This window comes from Lactiplantibacillus plajomi (genome assembly GCF_005405405.1).
Taxonomy (GTDB): domain Bacteria; phylum Bacillota; class Bacilli; order Lactobacillales; family Lactobacillaceae; genus Lactiplantibacillus; species Lactiplantibacillus plajomi.
This window is the reverse complement of the sequence record NZ_BJDZ01000006.1, coordinates 97,708-115,042: the sequence shown is the minus strand read 5'-3', so window position 1 is coordinate 115,042 and position 17,335 is coordinate 97,708. Positions and strand designations below refer to the sequence as shown.

13 protein-coding genes and 1 riboswitch are annotated in these 17,335 nt (G+C 48.2%); of the genes, 5 read left to right on the top strand and 8 right to left on the bottom strand.

Annotated features, from left to right (window positions below):
• Positions 1-6: 6 nt before the first annotated feature.
• Complete coding sequence (mfd, locus tag FFM82_RS03725) at positions 7-3,543, bottom strand: transcription-repair coupling factor (RefSeq protein ID WP_137644527.1); 3,537 nt, start codon at positions 3,541-3,543, stop codon at positions 7-9.
• A 13-nt stretch (positions 3,544-3,556) separates the two neighbouring features.
• The gene (pth, locus tag FFM82_RS03720; protein ID WP_137644526.1) at positions 3,557-4,114 is read right to left on the bottom strand and encodes an aminoacyl-tRNA hydrolase; all 558 of its coding nucleotides are present in this window, start codon (positions 4,112-4,114) and stop codon (positions 3,557-3,559) included.
• 429 nt (positions 4,115-4,543) lie between these two features.
• Between pth and FFM82_RS03715 the strand changes: the two genes are divergently transcribed.
• The 5 genes from FFM82_RS03715 (at position 4,544) to FFM82_RS03695 (ending at position 9,146) form a co-directional block, all read left to right on the top strand.
• The gene (locus tag FFM82_RS03715) at positions 4,544-5,506 is read left to right on the top strand and encodes an L-lactate dehydrogenase (RefSeq protein ID WP_137644525.1); all 963 of its coding nucleotides are present in this window, start codon (positions 4,544-4,546) and stop codon (positions 5,504-5,506) included.
• 139 nt (positions 5,507-5,645) lie between these two features.
• Positions 5,646-7,040 (top strand): L,D-transpeptidase family protein, encoded by a 1,395-nt coding sequence (locus FFM82_RS03710; protein WP_137644524.1) that lies wholly within the window; start codon positions 5,646-5,648, stop codon positions 7,038-7,040.
• A 156-nt stretch (positions 7,041-7,196) separates the two neighbouring features.
• The gene (gene cbpA, locus FFM82_RS03705) at positions 7,197-7,835 is read left to right on the top strand and encodes a cyclic di-AMP binding protein CbpA (protein WP_137644523.1); all 639 of its coding nucleotides are present in this window, start codon (positions 7,197-7,199) and stop codon (positions 7,833-7,835) included.
• Between the two features lie 184 nt (positions 7,836-8,019).
• The gene (locus FFM82_RS03700) at positions 8,020-8,277 is read left to right on the top strand and encodes a transposase (protein ID WP_017866964.1); all 258 of its coding nucleotides are present in this window, start codon (positions 8,020-8,022) and stop codon (positions 8,275-8,277) included.
• Complete coding sequence (locus tag FFM82_RS03695) at positions 8,262-9,146, top strand: IS3 family transposase (protein WP_105782191.1); 885 nt, start codon at positions 8,262-8,264, stop codon at positions 9,144-9,146. Before FFM82_RS03700 ends, FFM82_RS03695 begins: the two co-directional genes overlap by 16 nt.
• 1,610 nt (positions 9,147-10,756) lie before the next feature.
• Here FFM82_RS03695 and FFM82_RS03690 read toward each other — a convergent pair.
• The 6 genes from FFM82_RS03690 to FFM82_RS03665 form a co-directional block, all read right to left on the bottom strand.
• Positions 10,757-11,263, bottom strand: coding sequence for a QueT transporter family protein (locus tag FFM82_RS03690; protein ID WP_137644522.1), 507 nt, complete (start codon positions 11,261-11,263; stop codon positions 10,757-10,759).
• A gap of 8 nt (positions 11,264-11,271) precedes the next feature.
• Positions 11,272-11,316, bottom strand: a riboswitch (PreQ1 riboswitch).
• A 180-nt stretch (positions 11,317-11,496) separates the two neighbouring features.
• Complete coding sequence (locus tag FFM82_RS03685; RefSeq protein ID WP_137644521.1) at positions 11,497-11,892, bottom strand: type II toxin-antitoxin system PemK/MazF family toxin; 396 nt, start codon at positions 11,890-11,892, stop codon at positions 11,497-11,499.
• A gap of 227 nt (positions 11,893-12,119) precedes the next feature.
• Positions 12,120-13,247 carry an alanine racemase gene (alr, locus tag FFM82_RS03680; RefSeq protein WP_137644520.1) on the bottom strand — a complete coding sequence of 376 codons (1,128 nt, stop codon included), beginning with the start codon at positions 13,245-13,247 and terminating at the stop codon, positions 12,120-12,122.
• Positions 13,247-13,609: a holo-ACP synthase gene (acpS, locus tag FFM82_RS03675; RefSeq protein WP_137644519.1), complete on the bottom strand. Its 363-nt coding sequence runs from the start codon at positions 13,607-13,609 to the stop codon at positions 13,247-13,249. Before acpS ends, alr begins: the two co-directional genes overlap by 1 nt.
• Positions 13,610-13,838: 229 nt before the next feature.
• Positions 13,839-15,416 (bottom strand): degradosome RNA helicase CshA, encoded by a 1,578-nt coding sequence (gene cshA / locus FFM82_RS03670; RefSeq protein WP_137644518.1) that lies wholly within the window; start codon positions 15,414-15,416, stop codon positions 13,839-13,841.
• A 253-nt stretch (positions 15,417-15,669) separates the two neighbouring features.
• The gene (locus tag FFM82_RS03665) at positions 15,670-17,058 is read right to left on the bottom strand and encodes a UDP-N-acetylmuramoyl-tripeptide--D-alanyl-D-alanine ligase (protein WP_137644517.1); all 1,389 of its coding nucleotides are present in this window, start codon (positions 17,056-17,058) and stop codon (positions 15,670-15,672) included.
• Between the last annotated feature and the right edge of the window lie 277 nt (positions 17,059-17,335).

The window sequence follows — 17,335 nt, the reverse complement described above, 5'->3', positions numbered from 1 at the left end:
TACCGATCACTTGACCGGTGTACTGACGGTCGTGGCTGCCGGCGTTAAGATCTTACCAAGCTGGTCCACAAACTGAGTCAGTTGATCCAACCACTCCTGCGGCTGCATTTGTGGCTGAATCACTAATTTAACCTTCATTTTATCATCATCAATGCCGACTGTCGCTCGTAATTTCGTTTTTGCGAGGGCTTTAAAAATATCTTTAGTATCCAACTTAGCCGTTCCCTGCTTGGATAAAGTTAGGTTCAGATTGTCATCGTCGCGTTGAATCTTTTCAATCAGCGCATCGTCTGCCAACATCTTCAACTTACCAACCGCCAACAGACTGGCCACTTCTTGCGGGTAATCGCCGAAACGATCCATTAAATCATCCTGAACTTCGAGGTACTGGTCATTATTTTCTAACTGGCGAATCCGCTTATAAATTTCAATCTTTTGCCGTTCATCTTCAATATACTCGGACGGTAGGTAGGCTTCGATGCCCAGTTCAATCGTGGCATCCGTCTTGACCTTGGCCTGCTGCCCGCGTTTCTTAGCGACGGCTTCCGAAAGCATCTGAGTATACAGGTCGTAGCCGACCGAATCGATAAAGCCGTGTTGTTGTTTACCTAATAGGTTCCCGGCACCCCGAATTGATAAGTCGCGCATCGCGATTTTAAAACCGGAACCCAGTTCGGTAAAGTCCTTAATGGCTTGGAGCCGCTTTTCACCGACTTCGGTTAACACCTTGTTTTGTTGGTACGTAAAGTAGGCGTAGGCGACCCGACTGCTCCGACCGATCCGGCCCCGGAGTTGGTAAAGCTGGGACAGGCCCATTCGGTCCGCGTTTTCCACGAACAGGGTGTTCACGTTCGGAATATCGACCCCGGTTTCAATGATGGTCGTCGTCACCAACACGTCGTACTCACCACGAATGAAGTCGTATAAAATCCCCTCCAATTGTGATTCCGGCATTTGACCGTCAATGTGGGCGACCGCGGCGTCCGGTACCAGCGCCTTGATTTGGGCAACGACCTTATCAATGTCATGAACCCGGTTATGCAGGTAAAAGACCTGGCCGTTTCGCTGCATTTCGCGTTCGATACCTTCCTTGATCACGCCGTAGTTTTGCTCCATCACGTAAGTTTGGATCGGGTAACGGTTGGTCGGTGGCGTTTCAATGACGGAGAGGTCCCGTACCCCCAGCATTGACATGTGTAGCGTCCGTGGAATCGGCGTCGCCGTTAACGTCAACACATCAACGCTGGCCTTCAACGCTTTTAACCGTTCCTTATGTTTAACCCCAAAGCGTTGCTCTTCATCAATAATCAGTAAACCTAAATCAGCAAAGCTAACGTCCTTAGACAGCAGCCGGTGGGTACCGACCACGATATCTAGTTCGCCATCTTTCAACTGCTGAACGGTTTCCTTCATTTCTTTAGCCGTCCGAAAGCGTGATAACATACCGACGTTGACCGGGTAGCCTTCAAACCGGTTCAACATCGTTTCGTAATGTTGTTGGGCTAAAATCGTGGTCGGTACAAGGAAGGCAACCTGCTTGCCCGCTTCGATTGCCTTAAAAGCGGCACGCAACGCCACTTCCGTCTTACCATAACCCACGTCACCAACTAGTAAGCGATCCATTGGCTTTGGCCGCTCCATATCATGCTTAATTTCATTAATACTGCGCAGCTGATCCGGTGTTTCGGCGTACGGAAACTCGTTATCGAAATCATCCTGATAGCTGTCATCTTCCGGAAAGGCGTACCCCTTCTCAGCTTCACGCTTGGCATAAAGGTCGACTAACTCGTCAGCAATGTCTTCAATCTTCGCCGCAACTTTACGCTTGGCCTTCGTCCATTCCGTTCCACCAAGCTTGTTGATGTGGGGTGTTTTGGATTCCGACGAGACGTACTTCTGCACCAGGTTCAGTTGGGTGACCGGAATGAAAATCTTAGCGTTGTTTTGATACGCAATCGTAATGTAGTCTTGGTGCACACCATCGACTTCCAGCGTCTGCATACCAACGTACTTCCCAATCCCGTGGTTGACGTGCACAACAAAGTCGCCCGGTTTCAAGTCGGTATAACTCTTCAACCGTTCCGCGTTCGCTAACGTTTGACGGCGGGGGCGTTTCTTAGCTACCTTCTTAAACATTTCCTGTTCCGTAATCACCACGAGGTGGCCATCCGGGAACTCAAAACCGTTTTGTAAACTGCCCTGAACAATCTGTACGACCCCGGTCTGCAAATTTTCCGCCTTGGTCATCACGGCCTCAATTTCAAAGTCATCCAAGGTGTTGCTGACCTTCGTTAACCGTTCCGCTTCGGAAACCATCAAAACGACGGTTTGCTTTAGCTTCCGCCAGCGGTCCAGTTCAGTCTTCAGCGTCGGCAATTGCCCGAAGAATTCCTGCATCGGTCGGGTCCGCACGTTCGTTACCTGCGCGAAGCGAACGTTCCCGATTCCCTTTTGAAACAGCGCCATCAGGACCTGCGCGTGTTGGTCATCACGTAACAAGTCGCGCATTTCGTTTCCATAAGTCGCCGTGGATAAGACGCGGTGGTGACTGAGCTGGTCAGTCACCCAGTCGGCTTCCTGAGTCAGCAACTGCTGTTCGCTATCCAGAATTCGTGAATAATCGTCAAACACGACAACGCCGTCAGCCGCAACGTAATCAAAAATACTGGTTTTACGATCGTACAGGTAATTGCCGTACAAAAGCAAGTCGTTGCCGATAATCCCTTTTTCCATGTCTGCCAGCGGTTGCGCGAGGTTGTCGGCTAAGGTTTGCTTATCGGCCGCTTTCAATTTCTTGCTTTCGGTTGCCATGGCAGCCCTTAGGCGTTCAGCTCCCGCCCGTAACATGTCGGCCGTTAAAATAAAGTCAGTTGCCGGCAGCACCGTATAAGCGTCCAAATTTTGTACCGAACGCTGAGTCGCCGGATCAAAATACTTCAACGTATCAATTTCCGTATCAAATAGATCGAGCCGTAACGGGTAGTCCGCGTCTAACGGGTAAATATCCATGATTGACCCGCGGACCGCGTAGTCGCCCGGTCGCGCCACCAGCTGTTCCTTAACGTAGCCCATATCGTGCAGACGCACTTGTAAGTCGGCGAGATCAACGTCGCCACCAACTTTTAAGTCGATCCGAGCCGCTTTAAATTGCGCCACCGGTGGTAGGAACCGCCGGGCACCCGATACCGAGGTCACCACGATGGCCGGCGTATCGCGCAACAGTGCGTTAACCGCCTGAACCCGTTGTGCCCGGTATTCCGGTGAACTGGTGGCAATTTCCGACGCCATCATTTCTTCCGCCGGAAACAGGTAAACCTGGTCGTCGGCCAATAAGCTATTTAAGTCATCCACTAACTGACTGGCGTGAAACAGGTTATCCGTCACGATCAATAGTGAATGCGTTAGTTGATGAAATAAAGCCGTTAAATAAACCGTCCGTGCGGAGCCGTTTAGCCCCGTGATCAACTGGCGACTCTTCGGACTAATTCCCGCTAAAATCGTTTGAAAATCCGGCGTCTGTTCAATAATCGCCTCAATATTCATGTGACGTCCTCCCTTAGTTATATTGATTCATGACCGCCGCAAAGTCGTCGCCGGCTAGCCAAGCGGAGACCGCCGCAACCGCCGTCGTTTCTGCGTCCTCAAAGTGCGGCTTTTCGGTGGCTGAAAACTGTCCCAGCACGTAATTGACTACGCTCATCTTTTGGGGGTGATCAATGCCGACCTTGGCGCGCTTAAACTTTTGGTCGCCCACGTGGGCAATAATACTCTTAATACCATTATGACCGCCCGCGGACCCCTTTTGTTTTAGCCGAACTTTGCCCAGAGGTAAGTCCAGGTCGTCGTGGATGACTAGTAAGTCGCTTAAGTCGACGTCGTAATAAGCCATCAACGGACCAACCGCACGGCCTGATTCATTCATATAAGTTGACGGTTTGACCAGCATAACCTTTTCTCCGTCTTTAAAAACCGTTGCGACCTCCGCTTCAAACTTACTCGTTTGAAAAGTTGCGTTTAATTGTTCGGCAAGCTTATCAACAATCATAAAGCCCACGTTATGCCGGGTACCCGCGTATTTTTGTCCAATGTTTCCTAAACCCACGATCATTTTCATTCGTTCGTTAAACTCCCATAATTTGATTTTTGCATAGCAAACAGGCCGAACCGGGGGACTTCCCCGATTCGGCAACCTGCCGTAGCCTGTTCATCGCACCAAACACTGCTCGAAGTTGCACTACGGCGCATTCTGCAGCGTATTCGAAGTGCAATCAGTATACCACAATCACCGCCTTAACACTTACTATTTGAACGACCACCACCCTAGCAGCCTAACCGGTATTCAAACGGCCGATTCAAATATAACCAACGGTTTCAAGTCGTTGTCTTCGCCTTTTCAGAAAAGCTTTGAAATTACAACAATTTATTTCAGTCAATAATGAAAGCGCATTAAAAATCACCCAAAAACCCAAGACTAATTAACGTTGTTCATGATATAATGAGCATGTTGAATAAACAAATTTTCGTTACGAGAGGATGACTTATTTTGTCAAGCATGCCAAATCATCAAAAAGTTGTGTTAGTCGGCGACGGCGCCGTTGGTTCTAGCTACGCATTTGCCATGGCACAACAAGGAATTGCTGAAGAATTTGTAATTGTCGACGTTATTAAAGATCGGACGTTGGGTGACGCCCTCGACCTTGAAGACGCTCAAGCTTTCACCGCTCCCAAGAAGATTTATTCCGGTGAATATTCCGATTGCAAGGACGCCGACTTAGTTGTGATCACTGCCGGTGCACCACAAAAACCGGGTGAATCACGTTTAGACCTCGTAAACAAGAACTTAAACATTTTATCTTCCATCGTTAAGCCAATCGTGGACTCCGGCTTCGACGGTATTTTCTTAGTAGCCGCTAACCCAGTTGACATCTTGACTTACGCTACTTGGAAGTTCTCTGGCTTCCCTAAGGACCGCGTTATCGGTTCCGGGACTTCACTGGACAGCTCTCGTCTGCGGGTTGCTTTAGGTAAGAAGTTCAACGTTGACCCACGTTCCGTTGATGCTTACATCATGGGTGAACACGGGGACTCCGAATTTGCGGCTTACTCAACCGCCACTATCGGGACCCAGCCAATCGCTCAAATCGCTAAGGAAAACGGCGTAACCGACCAAGACTTAGCCGACCTAGAAGACGGCGTTCGTAACAAAGCTTACGACATCATCAACAAGAAGGGCGCAACGTTCTATGGTATCGGGACTGCCTTAATGCGGATCTCAAAGGCGATTTTACGTGATGAAAACGCCATTTTACCAGTTGGTGCCTACATGGACGGCCAATACGGCTTGAACGATATTTATATCGGGACACCAGCCGTTATTGGTGGTAAAGGCTTAACTAAGATTATCGAATCACCACTTTCAGCCGACGAATTGAAGAAGATGCAAGACTCCGCCGCAACCTTAAAGAAGGTCTTAAACGACGGTTTAGCAGCATTGGAAAACAAATAACGGTTTGAACGGAGGGCTCTCTTGCAGGGCCCTTTTATTTTACCCGAATTTCAATTATCTTCCCGTCCTTGCCGTTTGCACTTCATCCCATTCTGTTATAAGGTGAGAACATCAAAAACAAACGGAGGCCAACACTATCATGACACATAAACGCGGGCTCATTATCGGCGGCAGTATCGTCGGCGTTCTCGCTATCGCGTACGTTGCCACCAGCCTAATCTGGCAAGGCCAACGTACTTTCTTGCCAAACACCACGGTGGCCGGCGTTAATATCAGTGGTAAAACCGCTGATCAAGCCGCCACTTCAGTGAACCACGCCCTTGAGCACCGGACTTATCACGTGACCGAAAGTGGCCAAACGACCTATCAATTCACAAGTAAATCTGCGGGAATTTCCATCAACACCAAAAAAGAACTGAACCAACTCGCGCAACAGCAAAACTATTGGCGCTGGCCATTGTCGTTAGTTGCAACCGCCCAGGCTGATGAAACGGCTCCCGTCGGTCAATTAACGATTAATAAAACCAGCCTGAACAACTTACTGGCAACCATCACCAAGAAGGCTAACGCCACTAAGCGGACTAAGACGGTCAACGCTAAGTTAGTTTATAAAAATAACGGTGTCCAAATTCAAAAAGAAGTTCAGGGAACTGAACTCAGTCAACCCAAGCTCAAAAAGGTTGTGACCACCGCACTGAGCGAGGGTAAAAGCCAAATTCAACTTAAAGACGCTTACGTTACGCCGACCGTCACCAGTAAGAGCACCAGCTTAAAGACGGCCCGGACCCAGGCCCAGAAGTATGCGGGTGAAACCATCACCTACCACATCAACGGTCATAAGGTAAAGGTTCCGCACACGACGATTCTAAATTGGCTGACGGTCGCTAAAGACGGCGCCGTTTCCCTAAATCACGACCAAATCCTAAGTTACGTTAACAAACTTGATGCCAAGTACCGGACCTACCATACGACCCGGACGTTCAAAAGCACCAAGCGTGGGACCGTTAAAATTAGCGGTGGCTTCTACGGCTGGTCGATCAAAGCTAACGCCGAAGCCAAGGCCCTTGCTAAACAGATCAAGGCCGGCAAGGATTTCAACCGTACGCCACTAATTAGCGGCTCCGGCTACAACGATCACGGTACCGACATCGGCAACACCTACATCGAAGTTGACAAGGTCAACCAACACATGTGGGTCTACGTGGACGGTAAGGTCAAAGTTTCCACCGACGTTGTGACCGGTAAACCGGGTAAACATGCCACTACGACCGGCGTTTGGGACGTTTGGAGTAAACAACAAAACACGACCCTGAAAGGCCAAAACGACAACGGTTCAAACTACGCCCAACCCGTTTCCTACTGGATGCCGTTCGACGACACCGGCCAGGGTATCCACGATTCCTCTTGGCAACCGCGTTACGGTGGCACTTGGTACAAAACGCACGGCTCGCACGGTTGCGTTAACACGCCACCATCAGTCATGGCAAAAGTCTACGCGGCGGTACCAACCGGAACTCCCGTTGTTATTTTCTAATTAATTTTTAACCTTAACAAAAGCCAGTCCAAAGTCATTTGGACCGGCTTTTTTATTGACTTCATCGCGATTTACCACTCAAATCACTGCGAACTTTTAGCGGTTTTATGGTATCATTTATTAAAACAAACTAATAAGTCTGGGGGATTACTCGCCATGTTATTAAAAACAATTGTTAAACCCAAGGAACGCTTAACAACGGTCACGGCCGACTCAACCTTGGAAGAAGCCTTACAAGTCTTAGAAGATTCCGGCTTCCGGTGTGTCCCGATTTTAGATGAAACCGGTCATATTTTCCGCGGTAACATTTACAAAATGCATATTTATCGTCATAAATCGCGTGGTGGCGACATGTCACTACCCGTCACGTCGCTCCTCAAAAATGCCACTAAAACCATTCAATTAGACGCCGCCTTCTACAACGTCTTTTTCTCAATCAAGGACTTGCCTTACATCGCCGTCCTTGACGAACACGGCTACTTCTACGGGATCCTAACGCATACCCGCCTACTGGACATGCTCTCACAATCCTGGAACGTCAACGTCGGTAGCTACGTCCTCACCGTCGTCTCCATTGGTGAACGTGGCGACCTCGCCGCCATGGCCAAAATCATCACGAAATACACCTCGATTGCCGGTTGCCTAACGCTTGACGTTCAAGCCGGCACCCTCGGCCACCGAACATTATTCACCCTTCCGGAAGACGTTGACACCGAAAAACTCAAACGCATCACGGACAACCTCAACCGCAAACAATTCAAAGTCATCGAAGTTGAAGACTTACAAGCAGAATAGGTTCTTTTCTTAGTACGTTGCTTTAGCAACGTACTTTTTTATTGCCAGTGTCTAACCTTATTGATGAGAACCAGTGTGAAAACTCGCTGCCAACAACATTAAGTCATGTTTGGACATAGTGAAGGTAGTATGAAATCATGGACACGATTTAGTATAATTCCATAATAGGAAGGATTGTGTTTTTATGACCAAGAAAAAGTACTCAGTAGATTTTAGAAAAATGATTGTCAAGCTGTACCAGGATGGCGCCCCGGTAGCTGATCTTACAGACGAATATGGTGTATCAAATGTAACTATTTACAAATGGATTAATCTATATAAAGAAGACAAAGGAAGTGGAATTTCCAAATCAGATGTTTTAGCGTTGCAAAAACGTTTGAAACAGCTAGAAAGTGAGAATGACATCTTAAAAAAAGCCTTAACCATATTCGCCAAAAAGTAAACCCAGATGACTGGCAGACAGCCGTTGATATTAATTTGAAGCACCATAGTATCAAAGAAACCTGTAAAGTACTCTCAGTTCCACGCTCAACTTACTATGAACATCAGCAGAATCATGTATCGCCACAAGCCAAGCGTCGTAAGACACTTAGCCAGTCGATTAAACGCATTTACTTTAATTCTAGACGTATCTACGGGGCACCTAAAATTCTAAAAGCGTTACAAAAAGAAGGTAAGACTGCCAGTATTAAGCTAGTTCAACGATTAATGCGCCAAATGGGGTTAAAATCAATCACGCGCAAGAAGTGGCATTATCAACAAACTAATGATATTGATGCGACTGATTATTCAAATATACTCGCGCAAGATTTTCGTACAACCAGTCCAAATCAAAAGTGGTGTGCAGACATAACTTATATTCACACCAAAGCCAATGGCTGGTGTTATTTATCAAGCATTCAGGATTTATATTCACGTAAAATCATTGCCCATAAAATCAGCCGTCATATGACTGCTGATCTTGTGATCAGCACTTTTCAACAAGCCTTTGAAACTAGAAAGACGACTAATAACTTAATTGTGCATACCGATCTGGGTAGCCAGTACCGCAGTGCTGGCTTTGAACAGATCTTAGCGCAACACCATATTCGCCATTCTTATAGCAAGCGTGGCTGTCCCTATGACAATTCATGTTTGGAATCATTTCACGCCAGTTTGAAAAAAGAAGAGGTTTACCAACACCATTATCAGGATTTTGAAGAAGCAAATGCTGCAATATTCAGCTACATTGAGAGCTTTTATAACAGTGCTCGAATTCACAGTAGCATTGATTATTTAACTCCAAATGAAAAGGAAAAATTAGTCGCTTAAATTATACATAAAATGTGTCCAGATTCTTGACCTAAATCCATAGTGTTACTAAATTGAAGAAAAACAGAACTTAATTATTTAAGTTTAGCTCGATTCCGAGTTAGTTTTTCTTGCCAGCCCTCCGGTCAGCGGGAATCAGTCCGGAACGCGGTGGCCTCGGGGTCAAGCCCAAACTTCAGGTCTTAACCACTGGGCTTTCACTAACTCGCCAAAAACCGGCGACCAAGTGAAACTTCACCGCTGGGACCGTTTCCGCTTTCCCTGCAGGCTTTAATTAGTCGTTGGCGGGCGTTAGATTTCATTGATGAGAATTGGTGAAAAACTCGCTGTTAAATCTAGCTGTCAGGGACACAATATTAGACGTACTAAACAGATGGGTAACGTCACTTCATCCTAGTGGTTGGTAATCGCTTCGAAGTTAGTAAACACTTGTCAGCCTTCCAGTCAGCGGGAATCAGTCCGGAACGCGGTGGCCTCGGGGTTAAGCCCACAACCCAGGTCTTAACCACCGGGCTTTCACTAACTCGCCAAAAACCGGCGACCAAGTGAAACTTCACCGCTGGGACTGTTCCCGCTTTCCCTCCAAGCTTAAGTTGGTCGTTGGCAGGCATTAGTAAGTTAATTTGTATGAATAGATTGCGTTAGGTCGGTAATTGATTATTGAATGGGGGTCACTACTTAGAAAATCAAGAATTTTAGGATCTATCCGTTCAGAATTACTAATTCAAGTTATCTGTTAATGAACGACATCGCTAACTGAGCGACTGGTTCATTAAATCTAACGCGTTATTAGATATAATGCTGTAATTTAGGTCCCGGAGCCCTTCGAAACATGGCTGTGAAGTTGTTGTTGGTCGCCGTCTTTTGGCGACTTACAACAAAGCCGTCTTGGGAGACGATTCGGGGTGTGAATCGGCTTCCGAGCGTGCCCACAGCCTTGCTTTCGTGCAGGCGGAGCGGACCGGCATACTAAGACTATTTGTAATAATAATTTTATGATTGATTTGCATTAAGAAAAGCTTTTCAGCATATGTATGTTGTGTTTTTGAAACGAATGATTATCAAATCAGATGCTCTACTTAGGTCCCGGAGCCCTTCGAAACATGGCTGTGATATTGTTGTTAGTCGCCGTCTTTTGGGCGACTTACAACAAGGCCGTCTTGGGAGACGATTCGGGGTGTGAATCGGCTTCCGAGCGTGCCCACAGCCTTGCTTTCGTGACGGCGGAGCGGACCGGCATACTAAGACCATTTGTAAAAATAATTTTATTACCGATTTGCATTAAGAAAAGCTTTTCAGCATATGTATGTTGTGTCTTTGAAACAATTGGTTATCAAATTAGATGCTGTCCCGGAGCCCTTCGAAACATGGCTGTGAGGTTGTTGTTGGTCGCCGTTTTTGGGCGACTTACAACAAGGCCGTCTTGGGAGACGATTCGGGTTGTGAATCGGCTTCCGAGCGTGCCCACAGCCTTGCTTTCGTGACGGCGGAGCGGACCGATCTACTAATCAAATTTGATTTATGTCGTCAGCGTCTACCCGCTCAAGTAATAAAAAATCCTAACCTAAAAGTTAATAGGCTAGGATGCTTCTAAAACAATTTAAATTTGGTTAACCGATTCGGTCACTAAAGTGCATAACCCGGTCAAGCGCGTACATGATTGGCGCGGTAATCGTCATGATGATGAGTTCGGATAACGCGGTGGTTAAGTAGGTTGGCCAAAAGGCGACGCCGCTGCTCATTAAGGTGATCATAATGGCAATCATAAACATCGAAATGGTGAACAGGAAGATGTTCAGAACCATGCGTTGCCAAACGGTTTTTAACTTCGGGGCAATCCAAGTTAGGATTAATAGGGCTAATAATGATTGCCCGCCCCCGAATAAAACGTTAAGTAGGCTGGCACCGGGGCCAAACGCATCGAACAGGACGACTCCGCCGACGATTCCCCAGATATATTTTCGGTTAAACACCGCGAGATGGTTCAAGCCTTCCGAAACGCGAAACTGAATCGCGCCGGACGCTAGGCTGAACGCGGCTGGGCCGAGGCATAGGACTACGTACATCGCCGCCACGAGGGCGTTGATGATCCACGGCCGGATTTTTGATTGCGTCATGTTGTTAGTTCCTCCTAGTTTTTTAACGTGGGATGGTTACGAACCACGTTGTGAAAATACAAAACGGCTTTCATCGTAGCACGCCGCGTCCCAAACCACAAGCAAAAATCCGTTAAAAACGCGCCAAGTCGGTTGTCAATACAACTAACTTGGCGCGTTTGGCGTTATTGTGAATCGGCTATCACACCGAAATGATTTGATTTATGTAAATTGATTATTTCCCCATCAATTAACTATGGTTGCAACGTTCGTTGAGTGTGCCTGCGATTGGTCCGGTCAGCTAAACCGATACTGATCTGTAAAGCATTATCCACCCGGCGCATCGTTTGCTCATCTAGGTGAGTCACCCGGTCCTTTAAGCGTTGTTTGTCGATTGTCCGAACCTGCTCGAGTAACACGACTGAATTTTTTTCAATCCCCGTATGTGCCGCGTTAATGTTCACGTGCGTGGGCATTTTGGCTTTTTGAACCTTAGCCGTGATGGCCGCAACGATTACCGTTGGACTGTAATGGTTACCCACGTTGTTTTGAACGATTAACACCGGGCGCATGCCGCCCTGTTCAGACCCCACAACTGGTGATAAATCCGCGTAAAAGATATCACCACGCTTAATATCAGCTGCGGCCATCGCCTCATCTCCCTTTATACTGACACCCATAGTTACTCCTAGTTATCCCATCGTAACTGTGACTATGCTTGTCATTCATGATAGCATGAATTCTCCACTTTTAGCAACCGTTTACTAATTTTGGCTAATCAGTTGATTATTAACTTAAGCGAATTATTCCGTTTTTCTTAGAATGCGTTGACGATAATAAAAAACGACTCCCGTTACCGAGAGCCGTACTTTAAGTCTTAATCAAGGTAAACCCGCGGAACCCGCGGGGCTAACCCACACGCAATTTCATAGTGAATTGTGCCACAGTAGTCGGCGACGTCTTGTAAACTAATCGTCCGGTCACCGTCCGTGCCGACTAACGTCACTTTGGTGCCTACCGGGACTTCGTGTGGTAAGCGGACCATCAGTTGGTCCATGCAGACCCGACCAACGATTTCACAAAACTGACCGTTAACTAACACGTGAAATCCTTGCAACCGACGTTCATAACCGTCAGCGTAACCAATCGGTACCGTACCGATCCATTCATCCTGTGCTGCGGTATAGGTCGCGCCGTAACTAACCGACTGACCCTTCGCCAACCGTTTGACGAAGGTCAACTGGGCAGTCAATGACAAGGCTGGTTGCAACTTGTACGGGGCACTTAAGGCTGTGCCGGACGGATTTAGCCCGTACAGCGCCACCCCAAAGCGCACAACGTTGCCGTTGCAAGCCTGGTGCCACAAGCTCGTCGCCGAGTTTGAAACGTGGACGTAGCGCGGTAACTCGCCGATTACCGCGATCAACTTTTTCCAAACAGCCAGTTGGTGCATGAAATAAGTGTCATCGGACTGATCCGCGGTGGCAAAGTGAGTGAAGATGCCTTCAAAATCAAACAGCGTGTTGGCTTGTCGCAATTGCGCAACGGTTGCAGCTAAGTCGGCCGGCTGTTGGAATCCGATCCGGCCCATACCAGCATCCAGTGCCAGGTGGACCCGCAACGGAATTTTGACGTTATTCGCTGCCAAAACTGCGCTAGCTTGATTTAACCATTCCTGACTACCCACGGCAACCGAAATTCGTTTTTCGGCAATTAACGCGGCGTATTCCGGTTCGGTGATGCCCAAAACCAAAATCGGTTCGGTCAACCCGGCTGCCCGTAACGCTAAGGCTTCGTCCAAAATAGCAACGCAAAAGCCGGTAGCCCCAGCCTGCTTCGCTGCTTGCGCAACTTGAATGATCCCGTGACCGTAACCGTTGGCCTTAACGACCGCCCACAGTTCGGTCAGCGCATCTTTCCGTTGCATTTCCTGCTGAATATTATTCTTAATTGCCTGCAGGTCAACCGTGACCTGCGTGTGGCGGTGTTCCCCAATAACAACCATCACATTTTGCCTCTTTCCAAGATTACTTGTGTCATTACTAACTGGTCGGTGTGCGAAATCGACACCCAGCCCGGCCCATCGAACGGGTGGCGGGTTAACGCCGGCTTACCGAGCTGATCATCTAATATTTCAATGTCGTGAAAGCCGACCGCGGCGCCGATGCCGGTACCAAAGGCCTTACTGTACGCTTCCTTAGCTGAAAACCGGCCGGCTAAAAATTCAGCGCGCCGGCGACCTTGGTACCGATTGAACACCGCTAGTTCCGCCGGTGTTAAAACCTTTTGCGGTAATCGTAATCCCGCGGCTAACATTTCTTGAATACGATTGATTTCCGTTAAATCGATCCCGGTGCCATAAATCATGCTCGCGCCGCCTTTCATCGTGTCTGATATTTCCAATTTACCACAGCTTCCGGGGCGATAAAAGGAAAACCAGCACGCAATCTTTTCACGTTGGCGTGAAGGTTCGTTATCTTCGACCGGTGCCCCCATAGTTTACCATTTAACGGCAACAAAAAAGCCGAGCCAACGCTCGACTTTTTATTATCAACACACCATTTCTGGAGTTAATTTGTCATGTATCCGCTAAAACCTAGTCATTCGTCCGAATGGTGTAGCTCCGCTTACTGCTTTGCTTACGGCCTTCGTCATGATTACGGTTGTTGCTGCGGTTATCATCACGGGAACGACCCTTGTAACCGTTACTCTTACGGTCACCGCGACCATTGCGATCACGGCCATTCCGGTCACGGTTACGGCCGTGTGAATACCCGCCGCGTCCATGACTATTATTATTGCGGTTACGGTTACCACGGTAGCCACCGCGACGGTTACCGCCGCCCTTATGGCGTGGTAACGGCCGTTCTGGCGTAATTTTAACGGGAACGGCACTGGCGTCGTCCTTCGTCAATTCGTTCAGTAACGCTGCAACTAAGTCGGTGGCATCGTACTTACGTAAGAGTTCCGCCGCTTGGTCCGCGTACTTATCAGTTGAGGTCTTCGCAACTAACGTATCAACGTCTGATTCAGCAGCAGCCAACTGGCCCGCAAAGGCTTCGGCTTCTGTTGGTGGCTTCAATGGTAACATCCGCTTCTTGGTCAACTTTTCGATGACCCGCAAATATTCCATTTCGTTAGGCGTTACGAACGTTAAGGAAACCCCTTTATGTCCGGCACGCCCCGTCCGACCAATCCGGTGAACATAACTGTCCGGATCTTGCGGAATATCGTAGTTGTAAACGTGGGTCACACCGGAAACGTCCAGTCCCCGGGCAGCAACGTCGGTCGCAACTAGGATATCTAACTTACCAGCCTTGAATTGGCGCATGATTTGCGTCCGGCGTTGTTGACTTAAATCACCATGGATACCGGCAGCGTTATAACCACGCGCTTCCAGTCCCTTTGATAATTCGTCGACCCGCCGCTTCGTCCGACCAAAGACGATGGTTAATTCTGGCGCCTGAACGTCGAACAACCGAGTCATAATATCGAACTTTTCGTATTCTTTAGCTTTAACGTAATATTGATCAACCGTATCAGCGGTCATTTCTTTTGATTTAATTTTAACGTGGTGCGGTTCCTTCATGAACTGAACCCCGATGCGCTTGATTTCTGGCGGCATCGTTGCGGAGAACAGCATCGTTTGCCGTTCATTCGGCACCTGTTTGATAATGGATTCAATGTCTTCCAAGAATCCCATGTTAAGCATTTCGTCCGCTTCGTCTAAGACGAGCATTTGAACATGATCTAACTTAACGGTTCCACGCCGAATGTGGTCGAGTAACCGGCCCGGCGTCCCAACGATCACTTGGGGATTTTGTTTTAAGTTTCTAATTTGGCGGCGAATGTCAGCCCCGCCATAGACAACCTGTACCTTTGCCCGTTCGTCTTTACCCAAACGGAAGATTTCTTCCTGCGTTTGGATGGCTAATTCACGCGTTGGTGAAATAACGAGGGCCTGAATATTATGGTTGCTAAAATCCAACCGTTGTAGGATTGGCAATGCAAACGCGGCGGTCTTCCCGGTCCCGGTTTGAGCTTGGCCAATGACGTCTTTTCCGTCTAAAACCATCGGAATGGTTTCGGCTTGGATGGGCGTTGCTTCTTCGTAACCGGCCCGCTGAACTGCTTTAAGTAGGCTATCGGTTAAGCCTAGTTCTGTAAACTTCAAATATGTTTCCTCCTAAGGATGACACCATGGGATTACTGACAGCTAGGAAAAAATCCGTTCCCCGTAAGGCGCTATCATGTAAGCCAACGGTCTGACTTTCAAATGGTACAACTGGATTATCATACACCGGTTATTATAAATAAGCAAGAAAGACCCCGGGCGCAACTGGTCGATTCTAGTGATCCGCTCCGTTTTGTGAGCGTCACCAATACCGACTTAGCGCACGGCGTCTTCCGTGAAAAGCCTTTAAAATTTATTTTTCATCGTTTGCTTGTAACGCTTGTAAAACGTTCTCGAGGTGAATGCCGTGGCTCCCCTTCAAAAGAACCTGATCGTCCGCTTGAACCTCAGCCCGTAAATCCGTGATCAACTGTTCTTGTTGATCAGTTGGGTAGTAATGGATCGCGTCCGCTGGGTATTGCGATTGCAACGCGGTTGCTAGGGCCTGCATGTGTTGCCCATTCAGGTAAACACTTTGAATCGTTTCTGGATGCAATTCACTGGCTAAACTGACGTGTAACGTGTCAGATTGTTCACCCAGTTCCAGCATATCCCCCAGTACGACGATTCGATGACCCTTGGTTGGAACGGCGGCGAAGGCCGCCAACACACGGCGAGCCGCCGTCGGGTTAGAGTTATACACGTCGCTCAGAATGGCCTCACCCTGCGCACCGGTCAACCACTCCGTCCGGTTTTCCGTCGGCACGAAGCTTGCCAACGCAGTCCGCGCCGGAGTTGAACGAACGTGGAACGTATCGGCAACCAGCAAAGCTGCCAAAGCGTTATTCACGTTATACGCACCCATCATCGGAATCGTGTAGGCTTCTTCCGGCCACAAACTAGCTTTGAATTGTGTTTGCGCCCGACTCGTCGTTACTTCACTACCCGTTAACGTATCATCGTCAGTCATTCCGAACGTCCGTTGCCGTTGACTAACTTTTTCAGCCCGTTCACGCAACAATGGTTCGTCGCCGTTATAGATGAAGGTCCCGTCAGCTTTTAAGCCGTGCACAATTTCCATCTTTGCATCGGCAATTTTATCGCGGGTGCCGAAAAATTCAATGTGGGCTTCACCGATCATGGTAATCACCGCAATATCCGGTTCAACCAAGCGGCTTAAGAAGTCCAGTTCGCCGAAGTGGTCCATGCCCATTTCAACAACGACGACTTCCGTATTCGGTTCCATGCTCAATAGCGTAATCGGCACCCCGATTTGGTTATTAAAATTAGCGTGCGTCTTCGTCACGTTGAACTGGGTGCTAAGCAAACTAGCAATCATATCCTTAGTCGTCGTCTTACCGTTACTACCGGTAACCGCTACGACCTTCGGGTTAATCTTCTGCAAATAATATTTACCAAGCGCTTGCAACGCCTTTAACGTATCCGCGACCATGATCACCGGTAAATCACTGGGAGCACTCTCCGCATGGTCGTCCGCCCATAAGGTTGCAACCGCACCGTGGTCAATCGCACTTTGGATAAATTGGTGGCCGTCGTGTTCGCCGGCAAGCGGGACAAATAAATCGCCCGCCTGCAACTTACGACTATCAAAAGCCACCCCCGTCACGTTGACATCGGGCCAAGCCTGTTCAGCATTACTTGCCTGAACCGCCTTGGCAATTTCGGTAACCTGCATCTTCATATTGATTTATACGCTCCATTCGCGGTTCCCGTTTCGGGTAACCCAATTTTGACTATGGTCTATTTTCTCAAATCATAGCAACTTACTTTTTGCTACGCGCATAAAAATTATACCACTTTACCCGCTTGGGGGCACTAGGCCGAACAAATCGCGGCCGATCACCACCGCTCATCGCTGCGCTGACTTGTCAGTTCAACTTTGAAACTACAGCGCGTGCCAAAAGTCGGGAAGTCGATACGCGTAGCGGGCTGACTTTCGGTGCCTGTTTCGACGATGC

What these genes read in the sequence shown, in the direction of transcription:
- mfd (WP_137644527.1), bottom strand. Translation starts at nt 3,543, where the DNA reads ATGAATATTGAGGCGATTATTGAACAGACGCCGGATTTTCAAACGATT.
- cbpA (WP_137644523.1), top strand. Translation starts at nt 7,197, where the DNA reads ATGTTATTAAAAACAATTGTTAAACCCAAGGAACGCTTAACAACGGTC.
- FFM82_RS03690 (WP_137644522.1), bottom strand. Translation starts at nt 11,263, where the DNA reads ATGACGCAATCAAAAATCCGGCCGTGGATCATCAACGCCCTCGTGGCG.
- FFM82_RS03665 (WP_137644517.1), bottom strand. Translation starts at nt 17,058, where the DNA reads ATGAAGATGCAGGTTACCGAAATTGCCAAGGCGGTTCAGGCAAGTAAT.
- FFM82_RS03710 (WP_137644524.1), top strand. Translation starts at nt 5,646, where the DNA reads ATGACACATAAACGCGGGCTCATTATCGGCGGCAGTATCGTCGGCGTT.
- FFM82_RS03685 (WP_137644521.1), bottom strand. Translation starts at nt 11,892, where the DNA reads ATGGCCGCAGCTGATATTAAGCGTGGTGATATCTTTTACGCGGATTTA.
- acpS (WP_137644519.1), bottom strand. Translation starts at nt 13,609, where the DNA reads ATGATTTATGGCACCGGGATCGATTTAACGGAAATCAATCGTATTCAA.
- FFM82_RS03700 (WP_017866964.1), top strand. Translation starts at nt 8,020, where the DNA reads ATGACCAAGAAAAAGTACTCAGTAGATTTTAGAAAAATGATTGTCAAG.
- pth (WP_137644526.1), bottom strand. Translation starts at nt 4,114, where the DNA reads ATGAAAATGATCGTGGGTTTAGGAAACATTGGACAAAAATACGCGGGT.
- alr (WP_137644520.1), bottom strand. Translation starts at nt 13,247, where the DNA reads ATGGTTGTTATTGGGGAACACCGCCACACGCAGGTCACGGTTGACCTG.